Below are 23374 nucleotides of genomic sequence, written 5' to 3'. Positions count from 1 at the left end.
CGAGACAGCTGCCATGACGATGACCCTCGCTGCCGCGACCCTGCTACTGCTTCTTGCCACGCTGCTGCCGCTGTGGCGCCATCCGCATTGGCTGGTGCGCGGGATGGACTTTCCGCGCCTGCTGCTGGCGGTTGCCGCCGTGCTGTTGTTGCTGGCGCAGTGCACGCTGCTGGCGCTCACCGCGCCCGTGAGCTGGGGGTTGCTGGCGGTGACCGCGGCCTGCCTGCTCTGGCAGCTCTGGTGGATAGCGCCCTACACCCCGCTCTGGCGCAAAGAGGTCAAACCCGCGCGCAATGACGACCCCAGCGTGCGGTTGGGCATCATGACGGCCAATGTGCTGGCCACCAACCGCAACGCACAGCCCCTGTTGCAGCTGGTGCAAGCTTGTCAACCGGATGTGCTGGTAACGCTGGAGTCGGACCAGTGGTGGCAGGACCAGCTTGACATGCTGGAGCCGGTGATGCCCCACAGCCTGAAGTGTCCGCTGGACAACTTTTACGGGATGCACGTGTATTCCCGTCTGCCCATGGACGATACGAGCATCGAGTATCTGGTTGAAGACGGCATTCCCTCAATGCACGCGGTGGTCACCCTGCGCTCCGGCGACAAGGTGCGGCTGCATTTCCTGCACCCCGCACCCCCCAGCCCTACGGAGAACCCCGAGTCGGCCGAGCGTGATGCGGAGTTGGTGATGGTGGCGCGCAGCGTGGTGGACAGCCGCCTGCCGGTGGTTGTGACGGGTGACCTCAACGATGTGGCCTGGTCTGCCACTACTCGTCTGTTCCGCGCCATCAGCGGTCTGCTGGACCCCCGGGTGGGGCGCGGCATGTTCAACACCTTCCACGCCGACTATCCTTTCCTGCGCTGGCCGCTGGACCACCTGTTTCACAGCGCACATTTCACGCTGCGTACCCTGCGGCGTCTGCCACCGATCGGCTCCGATCATTTCGCGCTGTTCACCGAGCTGGTATTTACCCCGGCCCGCGGAGCCGATCAGGAAGGGCTGGACGCCACCCGCGAAGACCACGCGTTGGCACGTTCGATCACAGAGGCCAAACAGGTCAGTGCGGCGGATGTGCCGATGCCCGGCAAGCACGCGCTGTGAACCGGCACCTTTGGGCACTGCTGTTGGCCGTGCCGGCACTGTGCGCCGTGGCCTGGAGCGGTACCCTGGACCGTGTGTCCACGGAATATCTTGACGCCGCGCTGGTCGCCTCCGGCGCGATTTATGCCACCGCACGGGGCATCAATGCGCTGGTGTCGCTGCTGCAGGGTACGGAGGTGAATGCGTTCTTGCTGACTTTCACCGTGGGCGAGTTGCTGGATCCGGTGAACGACCTGATTGAGCGCTTTTCGGCGGTGATGATGGTGGCGCTCGGCGCCCTCGCCCTGCAGAAAATCCTGCTGTTGGTGGTGTCACACATCAGCTTCAATATCCTGCTCACGCTGCTGGGTGCGGTGGGGTTGGCAGCCGCACTGTGGGGCTCAGCGCGTCAGGCCGCGATCGCCTGGCGTTTTTTTCTGGTGATGGCGGTACTGCGCTTCGCACTGGTGCTGGTGGTGCTGGCCAATGGCTGGGTGGACACCGTCTTTCTCAAGGACAACGAGGCGGCTCAGTATCAGTCCGTGCAGGGGTTTCACAGCGAGCTGGATGAGGCCAGTGCCTTCGCCGAGGGCTCGGCGCGCGGCCTGGATGCGCTGGATGTGCGCCAGCGGATCAAGGCCTTGGGCGACCAGGTCAGTGAGTTCGCCGCCAGTCTGATCAACCTGTTGATGTCGCTGGTACTGAAATCGATTCTGTTGCCGCTGGGTTTTTTCTACCTGGTGCTGGGTTTGCTGCGGCGTCTGCTCACTATTTTCGACTGAACGCTGCTGCTTACAGGCGCCAGAACATCGGTGTAAACAGCACCAGCAGCGTGAAAATCTCCAGGCGTCCCAGCAGCATGGCCAGGCACAGCAGGCCCTTGGCCACCGGGGTAATGCTCGCATAGTTGGCCGCCACGTCCCCCAGCCCGGGGCCGAGGTTGTTGATCGACGCCGCCACCGCGGAAAATGCCGTGAGGAAGTCCATACCGGTGCCCAGCAGGGCGAGCATCACGGTCACGAACACGAACATGTAAACCGCGAAAAAACTCCACACGGCGCTGACTACCGAGGCTTCTACCCGGTGTTTGCCGATCTTCAGCGGAATTATCGCTTTCGGGTGGACCAGTTGCTTGAGCTCGCGCACGCCCTGTTTGGCGATCAACATCAGGCGCACCGCCTTGATGCCGCCCGCGGTGGAACCCACACAGCCGCCCATGAAGGAAAACATGATGAGCATGATCGGCAGGAAGGTGGGCCAGGTGGCGAAGTCCTGCGTGGCAAAGCCGGTTGTCGTGGTGATGGATATGGTCTGGAACAGGCCGTGTACCAGGCTGTCGCTGAGTGACAGGGTGTCGGTGAGGATAAGGTAGCTGCAGGTGACGGCGACCCCGATCAGCAGGACGCCAAGGAAAAAGCGTGATTCCGAGTCCTGCCGGTAACCCGCCAGGCTGCGCCGGCGCCAGGACAGAAAGTGCAGGCCGAAATTCATTGCGGAAATTACCATGAACAGGCTGCAAATGAGCAGAATGGTATTGCTCTGGAAGTAGCCCATGCTGGCATCGTGGGTGGAAAAGCCGCCAATCGCCACGGTGGAAAACGCGTGTGCCACGGCGTCGAAACCGGTCATCCCGGCGGCCCAGAAGGCCAGTGCGCACACCGCTGTCAGGCCGAGGTAGACGAAAAACAGTGCCTTGGCGGTTTCCGCGATGCGCGGTGTAAGCTTGCGGTCCTTGGTGGGGCCGGGGATTTCTGCGCGATACAGCTGCATGCCGCCTATACCCAGCATGGGCAGCACCGCCACCGCGATCACGATGATGCCGATGCCCCCCAGCCACTGCAGCAACTGACGGTAGATGAGGATCGAACGCGGCAGCGTATCGAGGCCGGTGATAACCGTCGCGCCGGTGGTGGTGAGCCCGGATATCGACTCGAAGATCGCATCCATGGCGCTCAGTTCCAGCCCCGCGGTCAGCATGAAGGGCAGTGAGCCGGCCAGGCCGAGCACCGTCCAGAACAGCGAGGTGACCAGGAAGCCGTCGCGAATACGCAGTTCGTGACGCACGTGTTGCACCGGCAGCCAGCTCAGGAACCCGGCGCTGAAGGTGAGCGCGAGGGCGCTGGCAAAGCTGGAGATAGTGTGGTCGTCGTCCAGCAGGGCAACGCCCATGGGCACCAGCAGTGTGCTGCTGAACAGCATCAAGAGCATGCCCAGAATGCGCAGTGTTACGCTCAGGTGCACGCCGCGGGCCTCAGGAGAAGAAACCGAAACCGACCGCGAACAGCTTTTCCACGGCGGAAATGCGGCTGCGGTCGGTGAGGAACAGCACCACGTGGTCGTCGGCTTCCACCAGCACATGCCGGTGGGCAATCAACACCTCGTCGCCGCGGACAATCGCGCCAATGGTGACGCCATCGGGCAGGTTGATCTCATCCAGTCGCCGGCCCACCACGCGGGACGAGTAGGCATCGCCGCGTGCGGTCACTTCAATGGCTTCGGCAGCGCCGCGGCGCAGGGAGTGTACATTGGAGATGTCACCGCGGCGGACGTGGGTGAGCAGGCTGCCAATGGTGATTTGCTGGGGTGAAATGGCGATGTCGATTTCGTCCCCCACCAGGTCGGCATAGGCGGGGTTGGTAATGAGGGTGATGACTTTTTTGGCGCCCATGCGTTTGGCCAGCATGGACATCATGATATTGGACTCATCGTTGTTGGTGAGCGCACAGAACACATCGGTGGACTCGATGTTTTCGCTGGTCAGCAGGCCGGGTTCGGACGCGCTGCCGTGCAGCACGATGGCGTGTTTGAGCGACTCCGAGAGCACCCGGCAGCGCGGGTAGGATTGCTCGATTACCTTCACCTGGTAGTCGCGTTCAATGCTCTGTGCCAGAGTGGCGCCGATATTGCCGCCGCCGGCGATCATCACGCGCTGGTAGGGCTTGTCGATCTTGCGCAGCTCGGACATCACCTTGCGAATGTCCTTGCGGGCGGCGATGAAAAACACCTCGTCATCCGCTTCCACCACCGTGTCGCCCTCTGGAATAATGGCCCGGTCGCGGCGGAAAATGGCCGCCACCCGGGTATCCACCTTCGGCATGTGCGTGCGGATGTCCTGCAGCTCGTGGCCGACGATGGGGCCGCCGTGGAAGGCGCGCACCGCCACCAGCTGGATGCGGCCATCGGCAAAGTCCAGCACCTGCAGCGCGCCGGGGTTGGCAATCAACTCCACGATGTTTTTGGTCACCAGCTGTTCCGGGCCGATGATCACATCCACGGGGATGTTGTCCGGGGTGAACAGCTTTTCCTGGTGTGCCAGATAATTGGGCGCACGCACGCGTGAGATCTTGGTGGGCGTGTTGAACAGCGAGTGTGCGATCTGGCAGGCCATCATGTTGATCTCGTCGCTGTTGGTGACGGCGATCAGCATGTCGGCGTCGTCGGCGCCGGCCTGGTACAGGGTGTCGGGGTGGGAGGCGCTGCCATTGACCGTGCCGATGTCCAGGCGGTCCTGCAGTTCGCGCAGGCGGTCGCCGTCGGTGTCGACCACGGTGATGTCGTTCTGCTCGTTCGCCAGGTGCTCGGCGAGGGTGCCGCCTACCTGGCCTGCCCCCAGTATGATGATCTTCATGGTTGGGGCTGTCCCCCTGAAATTCCCGCCACCTTAATGAAAAGCCCCGGAAAATGTAAGGGTGCAGGGGGTGGAATACTGCACTCTAGCGCAGGCTTTCGCTGCGTCGCCGCAACAGGCTGAAAAACAGGCCGTCCGGGCCGTCGCGGGTGGGCAATATCTGGCAGCCCGCCGCGCGGGGAATGCCCAGCTGCAGCGGCAGAAGCTCTGCGTCCCCAGTGCGCTGCAGGAATGCCTGCACTACGGTGCTGTTTTCCGCTTCCAGTACCGAGCAGGTGACGTACAGCAGCGTGCCGCCCGGGGCCAGTAGCGGCCACAGGCCATCGAGGATGGCTGACTGCTGGGCGGCGAGCGCGGGGATATCCTCGGGCCGCCGCAGCAGCTTTACATCCGGGTGACGGCGAATAACACCGCTGGCGGAACAGGGTGCGTCGACCAGAATGTGCTGGAAGTGCTGCGCCGGCATGTCTGCAGGCGGTTCTGCCGCGTTGCCGTGAACCACGTCGGCCTGCAGTTGCAGGCGTTGCAGGTTGTCACGCACACGCGTCAGCCGCGCCTTGTCGACATCCATGGCAGTGAGCGCGATGTCCGGCTGCCGCTCGAGCAGGTGGCAGGCTTTGCCGCCCGGTGCCGCGCAGGCATCGAGTACCCGTGTGCCGCTGGCGGGTGCCAGCAGCAGCGCGGCCATCTGTGCTGCTTCGTCCTGCACGCTGGCCAGACCCTCGGCAAAACCGGGCAGCAGGCCGACATCAGCGGGCACATCGAGATAAATGGATTCCGGCGCCAGCAGCCCGGCTTGCGCGGCGAACCCTGCGTCTGTGAGCCGTTGCAGGTACTGCTCACGGGAAACACGCCGCGCATTACTGCGCAGCACCATTGGCGGTTGCTCGTTGTTGGCCAGCATGATGGCCTCGGCGTGTTCCGGCCAGTCTTGCTGCAACGCGCTGTAGAGCCACTGCGGGTGGGCCGATCGCGCCGCCGGGTCGAGTGCGTCGGCCAGGCTGTCGCGCTCGCGCAGGAAGCGCCGCAACACCGCATTGCACAGGCCGCGTGCCCAGTCTTTTTGCAGGGCGCGGGTGGCACCCACGCTGGCGGCCACGGCGGCGTGGTCCGGAATGCGCGTATCTTCCAGCTGATAGAGCCCGAGCAGCAGCAGCGCCTGGATGTCGTTGTCTTTGCTGCGCAGGGGTTTGCTCAGCAGGGCCTGCAGCTGGGGTTGCAGCCTCGGGTAGAGCCGCAGGGTGCCGTAGCAGAGTTGCTGCAGCAGGCCGCGGTCACGGTTGCTGACGGTCTCCAGCGCGGCGGGTAGCAGTGTGTTCAGCGAGCCGCCCTGCAGTACCCCGGCGATCGCCCGCGCCGCCGCTGCCCGGGTATCCAGGGGCATCAGCCCGTCGCCTGTGCGGGGGCCGGCTGAAACCGGGTTCCGACGGCGAACAGCCCGGCGTGCGCGTTGAGTATGTCGGCGGCGGGCAGCGCGCGTCCGCCGGGCAGTTGCAGCGTATGCAGTATGAGGCTGCCGCTGCCGCAAGCCACCTCAATGCCCGCGCGACTGGCGCCGAGCACGGTGCCCGGTTCCGCGCCGGTGGCAGCCGCTGCCGGGCTGGCGGCCCAGACCCGCACGCGCTCGCCGTTCAGCAGGCCGTAACACACGGGGAAGGGGTTGAACGCCGCCACCCGGCGCGCAAGCTCGGGTGCCGGAAGGCGCCAGTCCAGTGCGCCCTCGGCCTTGTCGATCTTGTGCGCGTAGGTGGCGAGCTGATCGTCCTGTGCGCTGCCGGTCGCCAGGTAGGCGGGCAAGTCGTCCAGTACCTGCAGCAACAGGGGCGCACCGAGCGCGGCAAGTTGGTCGTGCAGACTGGCGGCGCTGGTGGTCGCGTCGATGGGGCAGCGCGCCGTGGCGAGCATGGCGCCGGTATCCAGACCGGCATCCATCTGCATGATGGTAATGCCGGTTTCCGCATCACCCGCCTCAATCGCCCGCTGAATGGGCGCAGCGCCGCGCCAGCGCGGCAGCAGGGAAGCGTGTACGTTGAGGCAGCCCAGCCGGGGCGCATCGAGGACCGCCTGGGGCAGAATCAGTCCGTAGGCCACCACCACCAGCACATCTGCGGCACATCCGGCCAGCTCGGCCTGTGCCTCGGGGTTGCGCAGGCTGGCCGGTTGGCGCAGGGCTAAGCCCGCCTGTTGCGCCAGCTGCTTGACCGGGCTGGCCTGCAGCTTCTTGCCGCGCCCCGCCGGCCTGTCTGGTTGCGTGTAGACGCCGATCACCTCATGGCTGCTGTGCAGCAGTGCCTGCAGGTGCACGGCGGCGAAGTCCGGCGTGCCGGCAAAGAGTATCCGCAAGGGTGTGTTGGCCACGTCAGGCCTGGCGCCGCTGTTCTTTCTGCAGCTTCTTGCGAATACGCTGGCGTTTTACCGGGGAGATGTAGTCCACAAACAATTTGCCGTCGAGGTGGTCGATTTCGTGCTGCAGGCACACCGCCAGCAGGCCGTCCAGCTCCCGCGTAAAGGTGTCGCCTTTGCGGTCCAGTGCGGTCACCGAGATGCGCTGGGGGCGCTGCACCGTCTCATAGAACCCGGGCACCGACAGACAGCCCTCGTCGTATTCGCCGAGTTCAGCGTCCAGCACCGTCACTTCCGGGTTGATGAAAACCAGCGGTTCGCTGTGATCCTGGCTCACATCAATGACCAGCACACGCTGGTGCACATTCACCTGCGTAGCCGCCAGACCAATGCCCGGGGCGGCGTACATGGTCTCAAACAGGTCATCCACCAGTGCCCGTGTGGCGTCCGTCACGACCGGAACGGGCGTGGCGCGGGTGCGCAGGCGTGGGTCAGGAAATTCCAGAATGTCGAGTACTGCCATGGAGTTAGCTGCCTTCGGGGCTCAACCGAGCAATGGTGAATTAGTCACATTGGGGCTTGCCACGGACCCATGCCCGCCGCAAACTGTGCCTAGTATATCGCTGCTGGCAAGGTGGTGCCCAGTGCCGTGTTGGCGCCGTGCCGCACGCTGGCATGGGGAAGTGCACGCCTGCGGCTTGCGGCGGGCGGATGATAACAGGGACGGGCTGGAACGAATCATGAGAGCGAAGTCATTCACGGTGTGCCTCGTATTGCTCGGGAGCCTGTTTTTCGCCGCGCTGTCCAGCGCGGCAGTGGAACTCAACGAAGACGTTCCCGATGTGTATGTGGTCAAGCGCGGCGACACGCTGTGGGGCATTTCGGGCATGTATCTGCGTCAGCCCTGGCGCTGGCCTGAGCTGTGGGACGTCAACCCGCAAATCGACAACCCACACCTGATCTACCCTGGCGACGAACTCTACCTGACCTGGGTAAACGGCGAGCCCCGGCTGCAGCTGCGCCGCGGCCGCGACGTGAAACTGGACCCGGGCGTGCGGGTCAGCCCGCTGGACCTGGCGATCCCCATCATTCCCCTCGACGAGATTGGTGCGTTCCTCAAAGGCCACCGCATTCTCGATGCCGACGCACTGAACAATTCAGCCTACGTGGTGGCGGGTGATCAGGGCCGCCTGATCGCTGCTCCCGGTGACCGCGTGTATGGCCGCGGCCCGTTCCCGGACGGCGAGCGCACCTTCGGAATTTTCCGCTCGGGTGATACCTACAGCGATCCGATCACCGGCGAACTGCTCGGCTACCAGGCAGTGGATATCGGCAACGCCAGGCTGGTGAGCAGCAACCGTGACGAAGTCACCGAGCTCACGGTGACCCGGGTAACGGAAGAAGTGCGTATCGCCGACCGTCTGCTGCCGCAGCGCGAGCAGGTACTGGACGCCACCTTCCAGCCGCGGGCACCGGGCGTGGAGGTTGATGATGGCTACATGATCGCGGTGGACGGCGGTGTCAGCCAGATCGGCCAGGGCGATATCGTGGTGCTGAACCGCGGTGAGCGCGAAGGCCTCGAGGTTGGGCATGTGCTTGCCATCTACCAGGTTGGTGGCCTGGTGTTCGATGAAGTGGCGCGGCAGAACGTGACCCTGCCCGATACGCGCGCGGGCCTGCTGATGGTGTTTGAGGTGTTCGAGAAAGCGAGCTACGCCCTGGTGCTGCGCGCCAACCGGCCGCTGAAAGTCATGGACAGGGTGAAAAAACCCTGAAGTAAGCGCGGTGGTCACGGATTGACTGCCGCCAGGCAATACCCCCGACAACGGAGACTACGTCAAGGATGATGTATGGATACCGATCACGCTCGTCAGTGCCTCCTGCTGCACAGCCTCCCGCATGTTCCGCGCCGTCAACTCAGGGGCCTGCTGCAGCACTTCAACTCCCCTGAAGCGCTTTTACAGGCCAGCCCGCCGGAACTGGTCGCCGCGGGTGCAACCCCGGCGGCGGTGCAGGATCTTGCGCTGGTCCGCCGTCGGGGCAGGCACCCGCAGGCGCTGGTGGATGTGGATCAGCAGCACGACCGGCTGCGGGCGTTTGGCGCACGGGTGCTGGTGTTGGGGCAACCGGGTTATCCACCTTTGCTGGCCACGATCAGCGACCCGCCCCCATTCCTGTACGCCCGAGGGCAAATCGAGGCGCTCACGATGCCACAGCTCGCGGTGGTGGGCAGCCGCAAGGCCAGCGCCGTTGGCCTGCGTGCGGCAACTGAGCTGGCGGCGGATGCGGTGGCGGCGGGCCTTGCGGTGACCAGCGGGCTGGCGCTGGGCATAGACGCCGCTGCGCATCGCGGCGCGCTGAACGCTCGCGGCGCGTCGGTAGCCGTGATGGCAACGGGTATCGAGGCGGTCTATCCGCGGCGACATGCCGCGCTGGCCACGGAACTGCTGCAGACAGGTTGTCTGGTTACCGAATTTCCCCCGTTGACACCGCCCCTGCCGGGCCACTTTCCGGCCCGCAACCGCATTATCAGTGGCCTCTCGCTCGGTGTGCTGGTGGTCGAGGCCGCTCTGCCCAGCGGCTCGCTGATTACGGCGAATACCGCCCTGGAACAGGGACGCGAGGTGTTTGCGCTGCCCTGGTTTCCCGGGCACGCGGGTGGCCGCGGCTGCCTGCATCTGTTGCGCGATGGCGCCGTGTTGGTGCAGGGCATCGATGATGTGGTCGACAATCTCGGGCCCCTGTTCGACGCCCGTCCGTCGCTGTCCCCGACGTCTCCCGCGGTCGCCCCGCCGCCGACGCCGCACTGGCTGCTGGCACTGATAAGTGCCGAAGGCGTGGATGTCGACACGCTGGTCGCGGCATCGGACAGGCCGCTGCCCGAGGTGTTGTCCGCCCTGTCGATGCTGGAAGCGCAGGGCAGCGTGCTGCGGGAGGCGGGGCGCTACCTGCGCTGCCAGTCCGGGCTTGCCACCCCCGGGGAGAGTCGCTAAATTTCGCCCTTCTATGATCAGGAGTCACATCACATGCCCTCTGCCCTGCAGCTCAACGCCGCCGTGCGCGCCCTTGCCGATGGGGGTGTAATTGCCTGCCCGACCGAAGCGGTCTGGGGCCTGAGTTGCGATCCTGACAATCCGCATGCGGTTGCCCGTCTGCTGGAGATCAAGGAGCGGCCGGTGGAGAAAGGGCTGATCCTGATTGCGGCGAACCTGCAGCAGGTTGGCGCGCTGTTGGGCGCGCTCACCGAAGCCCAGCGGCAGAAACTGGCGCTTTCCTGGCCCGGCCCCACTACGTGGCTGATTCCCCACCATGGATTGGTGCCGGCCTGGGTGCACGGTGGGCGCGACACGGTGGCGGTGCGGGTGACGGCCCATCCGGGCATGGTAGCGCTGTGTTCCGCGTGGGGCGGACCGCTGGTGTCGACCTCCGCTAATCCCGGCGGCAGTCGCCCTGCCCTGTCCCTCTTCCAGATCCATCGGTACTTTCGCGGCCAGCTGGATGGCATCCTGCCCGGCCCACTGGGTGGCGCGCTGCGGCCGTCGGTGATCCGCGACCTGCAGACCGACCGGGTGCTGCGCTCCTGAGGGGCGGTCGCGCCGGTGCAAGCCAGCCGATGGCATGCGTATAATGGCGGCGCCGAACGGGAGGACCTTACCGCCATGCACGTTGAAGACGTCAAGACCTACCTGCTGGCGCTGCAGGATCGTATCTGTGAAGCGCTGGCGCTGGAGGACGGTGCCGCCGGCTTTATCACCGACGCATGGCAGCGGCCCGAGGGCGGCGGTGGCCGCAGCCGGGTGCTCGGCGATGGCGCGGTATTCGAGAAAGCCGGGGTCAATTTCTCCCACGTGATGGGCGAGCACCTGCCGCCCTCGGCAACGGCGGCCCGCCCGGAACTCACCGGGCGCAGCTACCAGGCCATGGGTGTGTCACTGGTGATTCATCCACAGAACCCCTATGTACCCACGTCGCATGCCAACGTGCGCCTGTTCGTGGCGGAGAAAGCCGGCGCCGAGCCGGTCTGGTGGTTTGGCGGTGGCTATGACCTCACGCCCTATTACGGTAACCGCGAGGATTGCAGACACTGGCATCAGGTGGCGGCAGACGCTTGCGCGCCCTTCGGGGATGATGTGTATCCTCGCTACAAGCGCTGGTGCGACGAGTATTTCTACCTCAAACACCGCCAGGAACCGCGGGGTGTGGGGGGGCTGTTTTACGACGACCTGAGTGAAGGAGGCTTTGAGCGCTGCTTCGGGTTCATGCGCGCCGTAGGCGATTCCTACCTGCCCGCTTACCTGCCGATTGTACAGCGTCGCAAGGGCCAGCCCTGGGGTGAGCGCGAGCGGCAGTTCCAACTGTATCGCCGTGGCCGCTATGTTGAATTCAACCTCGTATTTGATCGCGGCACCCTGTTCGGCCTGCAGTCGAACGGGCGCACCGAAGCCATTCTCATGTCCTTGCCACCGCTGGTGCGTTGGGAGTACAACTACCAGCCCGATGCGGGGTCTCCGGAAGCCGAGCTGACAGACTACTATCTGCAGCACCGGGACTGGTTGCATGAATAACGCCTCACAGGCCCATTTGACAACGCGGTGGACAGACGCATCATGACTGCGCAGCCCGACAAATACGCCGTCTTCGGCAACCCCATCAAGCACAGCAAGTCGCCGGCCATCCACGCCGCTTTTGCACAGCAGTGCGATCAGCGCTTGCACTACCGCGCCGTGCGCGTAGAGCTGGATGACTTTGCCCGCTCTGCACGCTGCTTTTTCGACAGTGGCGGCAAAGGTCTCAACGTTACTGTACCGTTCAAGCAGGAAGCCTGCGCATTCGCCGATACCCTCACCGAGCGCGCGCGGCGGGCCGGTGCGGTAAACACTCTCAGTGTCGGCGCCGATGGCGCAGTCTCTGGCGACACCACGGATGGCATCGGCCTGGTACGCGACATGGTGGCCAATCTCGGCTGGCAACTGCAAGGGCGTCGCATCGCCATCATCGGCGCCGGCGGTGCCGTGCGCGGTGTGCTGGAACCGCTACTGAGCGAACGTCCCGCCGCCCTGTTGATCGCCAATCGTACCGCGGCGCGGGCAGAAGCCCTGGCGGATGCGTTTGCCGATCTCGGCCCGGTGCAGGGCGGTGGCCTGGAGGCGCTGGACGGACTGGCGGTGGACGTGTTGATCAACGCAACCAGTGCTGGCCTGTCGGGGGAAATGCCTGCGCTGCCCGATATCCAGTTGACCGTGCGCAGTTGTTGCTACGACATGCTCTACGGGGCTGCCCCCACCCCCTTCATGCGTTGGGCGGCACAGAATACGGCCTGGGCGGTCTCGGACGGGCTGGGTATGCTGGTCGAGCAGGCGGCGGAATCGTTCTATCGCTGGCGCCAGGTGCGCCCTGCCACCCAGCCGGTTATCGCCCAGATGAGGCATTTACTGGCAGCCGCCTGAGGCATTGCGGGCGGCCCGTCTTTTTGCCCGGCGCCGGGAATCAGCGCGCGAGCTCGGCCAGGTGCTGGTCCTTGAGGCGCACATAGTTGGCCGCGCTGTAGCGGAAGTAGTCGAGCTCCTTGTCATTCAGTGCGCGCATCTCGCGCGCGGGGCTGCCCGCGTACAGGTAGCCGCTGCGCAGCGTTTTGCCGGGTGTGACCAGCGCGCACGCGCCGATCACGACCTCGCTCTCCACCACCGCGCCGTCCATCACCGTCGCGCCCATACCCACCAGCACCCGGTCGCCGATGGTGCAGCCATGCAGGGTGGCATTGTGGCCGATCGTGACATCAGCGCCGATCAGCAGCGGCCAGCCATCCGGGTTGTAGGGACCGGCGTGGGTGATGTGCAACACGCTGCCGTCTTGCACACTGGTGCGCGCGCCAATGCGAATGCGGTGCATGTCGCCCCGGATCACCGCCTGTGGCCAGACGGAAACATCATCGCCCAGCTCAACGTCTCCCAAGACCACGGCGCTGGGGTCTATCAGTACACGCTGCCCGAGACTGGGGGTGTGGCCGCCGAAGCTGCGCAGGCTGGTTGTGGTGTTGTGAGGCATAATAAGCTCCTTGTTCGATCCTGCTACAATAGCGGCTGTCTCAACAGCCCGCCAGCCGATGCTGGCCCGGAAACTCGTATGTCGACACCAGCCCAGAACAGGCGCTTTATTGCGGGCGCGGTCTGCCCGCGCTGCAGCGCCATGGACACGATAGTCGTGGACCGTGAGAGTGACTTGAGGGAATGCGTCGCCTGTGGGTTCAGCGATCCGCGCCCCAAAGAAGGCGGCCCCGTCGAGCCGCCCACCCGGGTGAGCCGCCCCGCCGCGCGGCGTGTGGAAACGCAGGCGGCGGTCGTGCGGATTCTCGACCCGTCAGGCAGTGACAAAGGGCAGGAGTGAGCCTGCCCGCGAAGGTTTAGAGGAAGCGGTAGGAGACCTCAACACCGACGGTGCGTGGGTCGCCGGGGAAGCGGCCGACGGTGCCCAGGAAGTCAGACGTCCAGGTTTCCTCGTAGCCTTCGTCCAGGATGTTGCGGCCCCACAGGAACACGGACCAGGTGTCCGCCTCAATACCGATGCGGCCATTGAGCAACGAGTAACTGTCGATTTCACCCCACTCCAGACTGCTGCCCGGGCGCGCGAAGGACACGTTGTCCTCGGTGGCATAGAAGCTGTCGGTGTAGGTCCAGTCCACGCGGGTAACGAACTCGGCACCCAGGTCGGGCAGCGCCAGGTTATGCTGGATGGCGAAGGCCGCGGTCAGCTCCGGCGCGTCAGGTAGCTTGTTGCCCGCCAGGTCGGCACCGATGCCGGCCGGGTTGCGTACGCTTGAACCACCGGGGAAGGATTCGAACTCGGCGTCGTTGTAGCCCAGCGCACCCTGCAGCATCAGGCTGTTGCCGGGGAAGTAGGTGAGCTCGGCTTCCACACCCCGCGAGCGCACTTCCGCGGCATTGCGGATAGTGATGGCGGAGGTGTTGTTGTCCAGCTGCACGAACTGGTTCAACTGGTAGTCCTCGAAATCCATCTGGAATGCCACCAGGTTGTAGCGCAGGCGGTTTTCCATGGCGGTGCCCTTGAGGCCGATTTCCCAGGCCTCGACGGTTTCCTGATCGAAATCAATCCCGTCGGTGAGGGCGCTGGTGGTCACGAAGTCCACGTTGTAGCCGCCGCTCTTGAAGGCCTCGGAATACTTCAGGTAGATGTTGCTGTCATCGCCGAGGGCATAGCTCAGGCTGAGCATCGGCGAGAAGTCGTCGTAGTCGTTTTCGTCCTGAAAGTTGGCGACGGTCTGGTCGCCCACCACGGGGCCGACCGCAACGCCGAAGATCGCAGCGCCGGGAACCTGCAGGAAGCCGAGGTCGACGATGTCGCCGATCAGGTCAAAATCCACCTCGCGAGTCTCTTCGGTGTAGCGCGCGCCGAAGCCGAGTGTCAGATGCTCGGTGAGGTCGTAAGTACCGTTCACGTACACCGCATAGCTGCGTGTGTCTACATCGGCGAAGGTGCCCACGCCCGCGCCGTCAAACTGTGCGCCGAAAGGCGCCAGTGGCGGTGCCAGGCCCTCGAACACGATGCCGATCTCGTCGCCGATAATGGCGCGGCGCGAAGAACTGGCCTGTTCGTCGTAAATGTACAGCCCGGCAACGTACTTCAGGCGGCCACTGTCGGGCGAGAAAATCTGGAATTCCTGGGTGGTCTGCTCGTAGGCATCCGGGTATTCCACCCGCAGCAGGTTGAGGAAGGAGTGGTCGGTATCCTGACCGCGATCAACCCAGGTATCCCGGTAGGCGGTAATGGAGGTCAGGCGGTAGTCGCTGCCGAGGTCGACGTTGACCGTGGCCGATACCCCCCAGATCTCCCGCTCTTCCGAGTTGTCGATGTTGTTGTCGATGCGGAAATCGTTGGGCGACACGGTGTTGGGCACGCTGCCTGACCAATCGGAAATGGCCACACCCCATGAGGACACGCGGTCCGACTCCAGATAGTCGCCGGCGATGTTGACATCGTAGTTTTCGCCACCAAAGGCAAACTGGCCGCGCACTGCAGTGCCGTCGCGCTCGTTGTGCTGCGTGCCAGTAGTGACGTTGGTAATGAAGCCATCGCGATGGTGATCAACTACCGAGAATCGCGCCGCCGCATTTTCGCCCAGCGGCAGGTTGGCGATGGCGGAAACGCGGTAGGAGTCGTAGTTGCCCATTTCCCCGGTGACCAGAAGCTCCTGCTCCTGAGTCGGCTTCTTGGTGACCATGCTGATGGCGCCCGCCACCGTGTTCTTGCCGAACAGTGTGCCCTGCGGGCCGCGCGCCACTTCCACGCGTTCGAGGTCGAGAATCTCGATGTTCTGTGCCGGCGATTGCCCCATGTACACGCCGTCCACGTAGACGCCGGCCCGCGTATCGAAACCGATATTGCGCGTGTTTGCACCCACGCCGCGGATGCGCACAGCGGTCGCGCTGTCGTTGCCGCCGGAGATGCTCATGTTGGGGATGAACTCAGCCAGCTCACGCACCTGGCGCACACCGGTTTTCTGCAGCGCTTCGCTGCTCATGACGGCAATGGAAATGGGTACATCGGTGAGGCTCTCGGTGCGCTTCTGCGCGGTAACCACCACTTCCTCCAGCATGCCGGTACCCTGGGCGGCGGCGTTGACTGAAAGCACGAGCAGTGCGGCAAATGTCAGGCGGGGTTTGAATGCGGTTTGTAGCATTGGGCGTACCTTCTTATATGGAGAAAGGGGATCGTTGCGATCTGCTGCCGCGAATAATAGCAGACCGCAGCACAATTTGACCCACTCCGTGGTGTGCAGCAGCGCCGGGGGGCGGATATTGTGCCGTGGTGGACAGCGTGGTGTACCGGACAGTACCGGAGTTCATTGGCGCTGGTGCACGAGCCCGTTTAAGATCGTCGATACGTTTACCTACTGGACCCCTAGCTATGCATTTGTCCCGCTTTCCGCGACTGCATTTTGCCCACCTACCCACACCGCTGGAGCCGCTGGAGCGCTTGAGTGCTCACCTTGGTGGTCCCCGTCTCTGGATCAAACGTGATGATTGCACCGGGCTGGCCGGCGGAGGCAACAAGACGCGCAAACTGGAGTTCCTGCTGGCGGATGCGCAGGCGCAGGGTGCGGATAGCGTGATTACCCAGGGTGCCACCCAGTCCAACCATGCGCGCCAGACCGCGGCGATTGCCGCCCGGCAGGGGCTGGCCTGCCACATTCTGCTGGAGGATCGCACCGCCAGCGAAGATCCCGACTACAACTACAACGGTAACGTCCTGCTGAACGAGCTGTTCGGTGCGCACCTTACTCTGTACCCGGGCGGCACTGACATGAATGCCGCGATGGCCGCCGAGTCACAACGCCTGCAGGCAGAGGGAGCCCGGCCTTATGTGATTCCAGGCGGTGGTTCCAATGCAACAGGAGCCCTTGGCTACGCCAATGCCGCTCTGGAGTTGCTGGTGCAGGCCAATGAGCGCGGGTTAATGATACGTGAGCTGGTGCATGGCACGGGCAGTGCCGGCACACAGGCAGGGCTGGTAGCTGGCATGGTCGCTACAAACAGCGGAATTCCCGTGCTTGGCATTGGAGTGCGGGCGCCGGACGCGGTCCAGCATCGCAACGTGCTGGCGCTGGCCAATCAGACCACGGCGCTGATGGGCTTGGGTGAGATCGTCACGGCAGAGCAGGTACAGGTAAATTGCGGCTACGTGGGCGAAGGATATGGCGTCCCCACGGCAGGGACACTCGAAGCCATAACATTGCTCGCTGAACTCGAAGGTATCCTGCTCGACCCGGTTTATACCGGCAAGGGCATGGCCGGACTGATCGACCTGGTGCGGTGCGGTCGCTATCAGCCGGATGATGATGTGGTCTTTCTGCACACCGGCGGCAGCCAGGCGCTATTTGGCTATCGTGCCGCCTTCGGCTTTACCAGTTACCGGTGATCGCGGCGTACAGGGCTGGGCTTGCGCCGCCGGGGCGTCCGCTGCGGCGGAGCTCTAATGTGTCCGTTTGCTGAAACCCAGCGGCATGCGCTTGAAGCCGTCCATGAAATTGGAGCGGAAGTGGGTGGGTTCCCCCAATAGCCTCAGGTCATCCATGCGCGAGAGGATTTCCTGCATCATCATTTCCAGGTTCATTCTCGCCTGATGCTGTCCCGGGCAGACATGCACGCCGAAGCCGAATGTGCGCATGGCGCGGCGCGTCTGCGCTGGATCACGCGTGATGTCAAATGTATCCGGGTGGTCGAAGCAGGCCGGGTCACGGTTGACAGCTGCCAGCAGGCAGACGACCTTGCTGCCTTGTGCAATGTGTTGTCCCGCTAACTCCACATCGCGCATCGCGGTGCGCCGGGTGTACACCACGGTATTGCGATAGCGCAATATTTCCTCGACGGCCGCCGGTATCAGCGCCGGGTCTGCACGCAGCAACGCCAATTGCTCCGGGTGACGGATGAGCTCACGAATCAGCCACGACAACGTGTTGCGTGTGGTCTCGGTGCCGCCAATCATGAGCCCCTGAAAAATGACCCCGTATTCTTCATTGCTCAGGCGGCGTCCGTCGATTTCCGCCGCGAGCAGTTCGGCGGTCATATCATTCCCGGGCTGTTCGCGTCTTTTGGCGGCAAAGGCTGCCGCCCAGGCCACCATCTGTGCCGACGCCGCCCAGCCCTCCTCGCGACTGCCCGCGTAGTCCGGGTCGTTGGCGAGGGTCACCGTGTTGATGGTGGGTACCAGATACGCGTAGTCCTCCTCGGGCACGCCAAGCAGAGTGAACATGACGTGTATTGGCAGGTGCATGGCCACCTCGCTGACGAACTCACATTCCCCGCGCTCTATGATGTTGTCGATGATGGCGGTGACTTTCGCCTGCATCATCTCGCGGCGTGCCTCCAGCATGCCAGGCCGAAAAGCGTAGTCGACCAGTGCGCGGCGAGAGCGGTGTTCGGGCGGGTCGAGGAAGGTCATCGCCTGGCGCTGCATGGCCAGCAGTTCCTCGGGGAAATCCTCCAGCAGTGGACCGAAACTGCTGGAAAATGTACCCGGGTCGCGCAGCACGGTGTCGATATCCGCCTTGTGCAGTACCAGCCAGTGCCCACCCGTGGCGTGTTCGTCTGCTTGCCAGGCAACGCGCTGTTCGCTGCGCAGGGCAGCAATGGCTTCTCTGGGCGTGCCCTGCGAGAAGTTGTCGAGGTGCAGCAGGCGGTCGGAGAAAGGGCAGCTATTCATGGTGTAGGCTCACAGCGGGTGCAACGGTGTGCCGCGGAGATTAGCACACCCCTCCGTGTTCTCTACAGCCTGGACGTTTCAGCGAGAAGTGCGCCAGCATTATCGTGCCTGAAACCAGCCGCCGCATTCCGACAAACGTCGGTAACTGTAATACAGGGTCAGTCCACGCGCTGTGTTGAACAGGGTAAATGCCAGCCACAGGCCGTGGTTGCCCCAGGGTTGGGTGACATACCAGACAGGCAGGTAAACGAGCAGTGCACTGGCCAGCATGGTGCGCATCATGGGCCGTGTTTCGCCGGTGCCGATAAACACGCCGTCCAGCAGGTAGGTAGGCGCCGCCACCAGTGGCAGCAGCACCAGCCACAGTCGGTGCTGGTCCAGCACCAGCAGCACGTCAGGCAGGCTGGTCAGCAGCCGGAACAGGGGTAGCTGCAGGATTAGAAACGCGATGCTAAGGGCCACTGCAGAGGCGGCACACCACAGGCCGCAGCGGCGCACAACCCGGTAGAACCCCCCCGAGTCGTTGGCACCTGCGCGATTACCCGCCAGGCTCTCCGCGGCATAGGCGAAGCCATCGAGGGCATAAGCGGTGAGTAACAGCAGTTGCATCAGCAGCGCGTTTGCGGCCAGTGTGGCCGTGCCCAGTTTCTCACCCATGCTGGTAAAAAAGGCAAAGGCGGCGAGCAAGGTGATGGTGCGCACGAAGAGATGGCTGTTGCTGCGCATCAGGGCAGAATAGGCGCGCAGGTTCAGCAGCTCCCTCCGGCTCGGTGCCGCCAGCGGTGCCAGGCGTTGGCGCACGGCGAACAGGGCGAGGCCAAGCCCGCCGTACTCGGCGAGCACGGTGGCCAGCGCGGCACCATCGCTGGCCCAGCCCAGGCCCACCACAAGCAGCACATCCAGTGCGATATTGGCCAGATTGGTGACGATCAGTACCCACATGGGCCAGCGGGTATCGCCGTGGCCGATGAACCAGCCGATGATGGCATAGGTCACCAGCACCGCCGGCGCACTGATGATACGGATGCGCGCATAGCTGTCCGCCAGGGGCAGCAGTGTGGCGTCCGGCGCCATGAGTGCCAGCCCCGCTTGCAACCAGAGCGGGTGGAGCAGCCAGACCAGCCCCGCCAGCGCCAGGGCGAGCACACCGGCGCGGTACAGTTCCAGGCTGGCACGCGCCTCACTGCCGGCGCCCAGCGCGCGCGCAACACGCCCGGTTGTGCCCATGCGCAGGAAGCTGAAACCCCAGTAAAGGAAGGAGAGCAGCGCGCTGCCGATGGCGACGGCACCCAGATAACGCGTATCGTCCAGATGCCCCAGTATGCCCGCATCGACCAACCCGAGCAGGGGAATGGAAATGTTGGACAGAATTGCCGGCCAGGCGATTTGCCATATTTTGTGGTCAAGCGATGTTGCGGCACCCATATCTAGCGCTCTGGCGGCTCCCGACGCCGTCTTCACGGGCAGTCGGCAAACCCTCACAAAATCAGCATCTTAGTATTTTTTGCTCAAGAGTTTCGCTATAATCGGCGCGGCTCGAGATGCGGCACTTGGTCGCAGGGGCTTGAAAATTGGCTGGAACAAGCATCTACCCCATTCCTCCCTTCCCATGATGAAGGGCTGCGGCCCCCTGGCGCAATGTGCCCGTGGTCGCTTGGAAAGCACGCTGCACGGCGTGTCTGCAGGAAGAAAGGTGTGCTCCACCGGCCGGGGGAGAGATTGTGAAAATGAGGGAGACACGGGAAATGTTGTTGAAAGCGAACAGACTGCGTGAGCTGGCGCTTGGTCCTGTGCTCATGCTGCTTGGCCTGGCGAGTGCCGGTGCCGCAGCTGCGGGTGACAAGGTAAACCAGGTGAATATGGCACCCGGCGCCACCGAAATCGGCCAGAGCATTTACGACCTGCACATGCTGATCTTCTGGATCTGCGTCATCATCGGCGCATTGGTCTTCGGGGTCATGTTCTATTCCATCTACTACCACCGTAAGTCGCGTGGCGTTACACCATCCACGTTCCACGAGAGCACCAAGGTGGAAATTGCCTGGACGGTTGTCCCCTTTCTTATTCTGATTGGCATGGCGGTGCCTGCTACGTCCACGCTGCTGGAAATCTATGATTTTGACGATGCCGAAATGGACGTCCTCATCACCGGTTACCAGTGGAAGTGGAAGTACGAATATCTCGATGAAAATGGCGAGAACGTCTCGTTCTTCAGCAACCTGCGTACCCCGCAGGGCGAAATCTACAACACGGCTGACAAGGGCGAGCACTACCTGCTTGAAGTTGATGAGCCGCTGGTGATTCCGGTCGATACCAAGGTGCGCTTCCTTGTGACGGCGAATGACGTTATCCACTCCTGGTGGGTGCCCGAGCTGGCAGTAAAGAAGGATGCTATTCCCGGCTTTATCAACGAAACCTGGACCAAGGCGAGCACAGAGGGCATTTATCGTGGCCAGTGTGCCGAGCTGTGCGGCAAGGACCACGGCTTCATGCCGGTGGTCGTGAATGTGGTCAGCAAGGAAGAGTATGCCGGCTGGCTGGAAACCAAAAAGGTCGAGGCAGCTGAAATCCGCGACCTGATGGCGCAAACGTTCACGATGGACGAGCTGATGACCCGTGGCAAAGCGGTGTACGAGCGCAACTGCCTGGCCTGTCACGGTGCCAACGGTGAGGGTGGTGTAGGTACCGCAATCGCCGGCAGCGCAGTCGCCATGGGTGACGTCAGTGGTCATCTGGAAATTGGTATCAACGGCGTGCCGGGTTCTGCGATGCAGGCCTTCGGTGGGCAGATCAACGATGTGGAGATGGCGGCGGTGATCACGTATCAGCGCAACGCGTTTGGCAACAATATGGGTGATATGGTGCAGCCCATTGATGTGTACAACCACAAGAAAGGCTAATTGGAGGAGTTAACGATGGGCGATCATCATCACGGTCCTGCCAAGGGCCTTAGCCGGTGGCTGTTCACCACCAACCATAAAGATATCGGAACCATGTACCTGTGGTTCTCGTTTTCCATGTTCATTCTGGGCGGCGCGTTTGCCATGATTATCCGTGCCGAGCTGTTCCAGCCCGGCATGCAGTTGGTAGAACCCGCCTTTTTCAACCAGATGACCACCCTGCACGGTCTGGTGATGGTGTTCGGGGCGATCATGCCCTCCTTCGTCGGTCTCGCCAACTGGATGATTCCGATGATGATCGGCGCGCCGGACATGGCGCTGCCACGGATGAACAACTGGAGCTTCTGGATCCTGCCGCCGGCGTTTTTGATTCTGGCGGGAACGCTGTTCATGGAAGGCGGGGCGCCCAACTTCGGCTGGACCTTCTACGCGCCGCTGTCGACCACCTACGCGCCGCCGTCGGTTACCTACTTCATTTTCTCCATTCACGTGCTCGGACTGTCGTCCATCATGGGGTCGATCAACATCATCGCCACCGTGATGAACATGCGGGCTCCCGGCATGACCTACATGAAGATGCCGCTGTTCGTCTGGACCTGGCTGATCACCGCATTCCTGCTGGTGGCGGTAATGCCGGTGCTCGCGGGCGCCGTGACCATGATGCTGATGGATATTCACTTCGGTACCAGCTTCTTCTCCGCCGCCGGCGGTGGTGACCCGGTACTGTTCCAGCACATTTTCTGGTTCTTCGGCCACCCCGAGGTGTACATCATCATTCTGCCGGCCTTCGGTGTGGTTTCGCAAATCATCCCCACCTTTGCCCGCAAGCCCTTGTTTGGCTACGACTCCATGGTCTACGCCACCGCCGCCATCGCCTTTCTGTCGTTTATCGTGTGGGCACACCACATGTACACGGTAGGCATGCCGGTAGCCGGTGAGCTGTTCTTCATGTACGCCACCATGCTGATTGCGGTGCCCACCGGGGTGAAGGTATTCAACTGGGTGACCACCATGTGGCGTGGTGCCATGACCTTTGAAACCCCGATGCTGTTCTGCATGGGATTCCTGGTGCTCTTCACCATTGGCGGCTTCACTGGCCTCATGCTGTCCATTGCGCCCGCGGACTTCCAGTACCACGACAGCTACTTCGTGGTCGCGCACTTCCACTATGTGATGGTGGCCGGTGCGGTATTCTCCATGAGCGCTGCGGTGTACTACTGGCTGCCCAAGTGGTGTGGCCGCATGTACAGCGAAACCATGGGCAAGACCCACTTCTGGATCTCGTTCATCGGCTTCAACATCGCGTTCTTCCCGCAGCACTTCGTCGGCCTCGCCGGCATGCCGCGGCGGATTCCGGACTACGCACTGCAGTTTGCTGACTTCAACATGATGTCCAGCATCGGCGCCTTCATCTACGGTGCCTCGCAGATCCTGTTCCTGTACAACGTGGTTGCCACCATTGTGGCGGGCAAGCCCACCAGTGAAGCGAAAACCTGGGAAGGCGCGGAAGGCCTGGAGTGGACGGTTGCCACCCCGGCGCCTTACCACACGTTCGAAACGCCGCCGCAGGTGCGCTAACGGTTTTGTTTTCGGGATAGAGGAGCATCACATGTTGAAAGTAAGTAGTAATCCGGTTGTCGACACTGTCGTCAAGTTGGCGTCGACCGCCGTGATCATGTTTGCTTTTGTCTTCGTGGTCATGGTGCCACTTTACGACGTGCTCTGTGATGCGCTCGGTATCAACGGCAAAACCAATGGCGAGGCCTACACATCGGTGCAGGCCGGCATCGATGAGTCGCGTACGGTGACCATCCAGTTCGTGGCCACCAACAACGAGGGCATGCCCTGGGACTTCGGCCCTTCGGTCACCATGATGAAAGTGCACCCGGGTGCGAGCAACGATACCGTGTTCCACGCGCGCAACCCGCTGCCCGAGGCGATGGTGGCGCAGGCCATTCCCAGTGTGTCGCCGTCGCGAGCCGCGGCCTACTTTCACAAGACAGAGTGCTTCTGCTTCAATCAGCAGCCGCTGGATGGCGACAGCGCGGCAGAAATGCCGCTGCAGTTCATCATCGACCGGGATCTGCCCAGCGACATTCACACGATCACTCTGTCCTACACGATTTTTGATGTTACAGATATGGTGGGCGGCGCTATCGCTGCACGCTGACACGCTGTCCGGGGGGGCTGCGTGATAGACAA

21 protein-coding genes are annotated in these 23374 nt (G+C 63.1%); 12 read left to right on the top strand and 9 right to left on the bottom strand.

Going from position 1 to position 23374, the window contains the following annotated elements; genetic code table 11:
• Window positions 1–13 precede the first annotated feature (13 nt).
• Window positions 14–1105, top strand: coding sequence for an endonuclease/exonuclease/phosphatase family protein (locus tag EGJ68_RS01760; RefSeq protein ID WP_123032842.1), 1092 nt, complete (start codon window positions 14–16; stop codon window positions 1103–1105).
• The gene (locus EGJ68_RS01755; protein WP_123032841.1) at window positions 1102–1866 is read left to right on the top strand and encodes a hypothetical protein; all 765 of its coding nucleotides are present in this window, start codon (window positions 1102–1104) and stop codon (window positions 1864–1866) included. The genes EGJ68_RS01760 and EGJ68_RS01755 overlap by 4 nt, the downstream gene beginning before the upstream one ends.
• A gap of 10 nt (window positions 1867–1876) precedes the next feature.
• On the opposite strand, the gene EGJ68_RS01750 is transcribed toward EGJ68_RS01755, so the two are convergent.
• From EGJ68_RS01750 to def, 5 genes are all read right to left on the bottom strand, one after another.
• A complete protein-coding gene (locus EGJ68_RS01750) occupies window positions 1877–3325 on the bottom strand; it encodes a TrkH family potassium uptake protein (RefSeq protein WP_123032840.1) in 1449 nt (482 codons plus the stop codon).
• A 10-nt stretch (window positions 3326–3335) separates the two neighbouring features.
• Window positions 3336–4712, bottom strand: a complete 1377-nt coding sequence (trkA, locus tag EGJ68_RS01745; RefSeq protein WP_123032839.1) for a Trk system potassium transporter TrkA — start codon at window positions 4710–4712, stop codon at window positions 3336–3338.
• Between the two features lie 85 nt (window positions 4713–4797).
• The gene (rsmB, locus tag EGJ68_RS01740) at window positions 4798–6096 is read right to left on the bottom strand and encodes a 16S rRNA (cytosine(967)-C(5))-methyltransferase RsmB (protein WP_199227897.1); all 1299 of its coding nucleotides are present in this window, start codon (window positions 6094–6096) and stop codon (window positions 4798–4800) included.
• On the bottom strand, window positions 6096–7070 hold the full coding sequence (fmt, locus tag EGJ68_RS01735) for a methionyl-tRNA formyltransferase (protein ID WP_123032838.1): 975 nt from the start codon (window positions 7068–7070) through the stop codon (window positions 6096–6098). Before fmt ends, rsmB begins: the two co-directional genes overlap by 1 nt.
• A gap of 1 nt (window position 7071) precedes the next feature.
• The gene (def, locus tag EGJ68_RS01730) at window positions 7072–7578 is read right to left on the bottom strand and encodes a peptide deformylase (protein ID WP_123032837.1); all 507 of its coding nucleotides are present in this window, start codon (window positions 7576–7578) and stop codon (window positions 7072–7074) included.
• A gap of 217 nt (window positions 7579–7795) precedes the next feature.
• On the opposite strand from def, the gene EGJ68_RS01725 reads away from it, so the two are divergent.
• From EGJ68_RS01725 to aroE, 5 genes are all read left to right on the top strand, one after another.
• The gene (locus EGJ68_RS01725; protein ID WP_123032836.1) at window positions 7796–8830 is read left to right on the top strand and encodes a LysM peptidoglycan-binding domain-containing protein; all 1035 of its coding nucleotides are present in this window, start codon (window positions 7796–7798) and stop codon (window positions 8828–8830) included.
• 75 nt (window positions 8831–8905) lie between these two features.
• Window positions 8906–10048: a DNA-processing protein DprA gene (gene dprA / locus EGJ68_RS01720; RefSeq protein ID WP_123032835.1), complete on the top strand. Its 1143-nt coding sequence runs from the start codon at window positions 8906–8908 to the stop codon at window positions 10046–10048.
• Between the two features lie 33 nt (window positions 10049–10081).
• On the top strand, window positions 10082–10639 hold the full coding sequence (locus tag EGJ68_RS01715) for an L-threonylcarbamoyladenylate synthase (RefSeq protein WP_123032834.1): 558 nt from the start codon (window positions 10082–10084) through the stop codon (window positions 10637–10639).
• 75 nt (window positions 10640–10714) lie between these two features.
• Window positions 10715–11620, top strand: a complete 906-nt coding sequence (gene hemF, locus EGJ68_RS01710; RefSeq protein WP_123032833.1) for an oxygen-dependent coproporphyrinogen oxidase — start codon at window positions 10715–10717, stop codon at window positions 11618–11620.
• A 42-nt stretch (window positions 11621–11662) separates the two neighbouring features.
• Complete coding sequence (gene aroE / locus EGJ68_RS01705) at window positions 11663–12502, top strand: shikimate dehydrogenase (protein ID WP_123032832.1); 840 nt, start codon at window positions 11663–11665, stop codon at window positions 12500–12502.
• 40 nt (window positions 12503–12542) lie between these two features.
• On the opposite strand, the gene EGJ68_RS01700 is transcribed toward aroE, so the two are convergent.
• Window positions 12543–13100: a gamma carbonic anhydrase family protein gene (locus tag EGJ68_RS01700; protein ID WP_123032831.1), complete on the bottom strand. Its 558-nt coding sequence runs from the start codon at window positions 13098–13100 to the stop codon at window positions 12543–12545.
• Between the two features lie 78 nt (window positions 13101–13178).
• Between EGJ68_RS01700 and EGJ68_RS01695 the strand changes: the two genes are divergently transcribed.
• Window positions 13179–13439, top strand: coding sequence for a YheV family putative zinc ribbon protein (locus EGJ68_RS01695; protein ID WP_123032830.1), 261 nt, complete (start codon window positions 13179–13181; stop codon window positions 13437–13439).
• Window positions 13440–13455: 16 nt separating this feature from the next.
• On the opposite strand, the gene EGJ68_RS01690 is transcribed toward EGJ68_RS01695, so the two are convergent.
• Window positions 13456–15750, bottom strand: a complete 2295-nt coding sequence (locus tag EGJ68_RS01690; RefSeq protein ID WP_123032829.1) for a TonB-dependent receptor — start codon at window positions 15748–15750, stop codon at window positions 13456–13458.
• Between the two features lie 227 nt (window positions 15751–15977).
• On the opposite strand from EGJ68_RS01690, the gene cuyA reads away from it, so the two are divergent.
• A complete protein-coding gene (gene cuyA / locus EGJ68_RS01685) occupies window positions 15978–16988 on the top strand; it encodes a D-cysteate sulfo-lyase (protein ID WP_123032828.1) in 1011 nt (336 codons plus the stop codon).
• A gap of 54 nt (window positions 16989–17042) precedes the next feature.
• Here the strand turns inward: cuyA and EGJ68_RS01680 are convergent, their stop codons facing one another.
• Window positions 17043–18272, bottom strand: a complete 1230-nt coding sequence (locus EGJ68_RS01680) for a cytochrome P450 (protein ID WP_123032827.1) — start codon at window positions 18270–18272, stop codon at window positions 17043–17045.
• Between the two features lie 99 nt (window positions 18273–18371).
• Window positions 18372–19697 carry an MATE family efflux transporter gene (locus tag EGJ68_RS01675; RefSeq protein WP_123032826.1) on the bottom strand — a complete coding sequence of 442 codons (1326 nt, stop codon included), beginning with the start codon at window positions 19695–19697 and terminating at the stop codon, window positions 18372–18374.
• Between the two features lie 371 nt (window positions 19698–20068).
• On the opposite strand from EGJ68_RS01675, the gene coxB reads away from it, so the two are divergent.
• The 3 genes from coxB to EGJ68_RS01660 are packed head-to-tail and all read left to right on the top strand — an operon-like array spanning window position 20069 to window position 23342.
• Window positions 20069–21172 carry a cytochrome c oxidase subunit II gene (coxB, locus tag EGJ68_RS01670; protein ID WP_233248720.1) on the top strand — a complete coding sequence of 368 codons (1104 nt, stop codon included), beginning with the start codon at window positions 20069–20071 and terminating at the stop codon, window positions 21170–21172.
• Window positions 21173–21187: 15 nt separating this feature from the next.
• Entirely contained in the window at window positions 21188–22750 is a 1563-nt protein-coding gene (gene ctaD / locus EGJ68_RS01665; protein WP_123032824.1) for a cytochrome c oxidase subunit I, read from the top strand.
• 31 nt (window positions 22751–22781) lie between these two features.
• Window positions 22782–23342, top strand: coding sequence for a cytochrome c oxidase assembly protein (locus EGJ68_RS01660; protein WP_123032823.1), 561 nt, complete (start codon window positions 22782–22784; stop codon window positions 23340–23342).
• Window positions 23343–23374: the final 32 nt, after the last annotated feature.

Origin of the sequence: Haliea alexandrii, assembly GCF_003719295.1 — a bacterium.
Lineage (GTDB): Bacteria > Pseudomonadota > Gammaproteobacteria > Pseudomonadales > Halieaceae > Haliea > Haliea alexandrii.
Note: the sequence above shows the minus strand (reverse complement) of the source record. Positions and strands in the feature narration are given on the sequence as shown.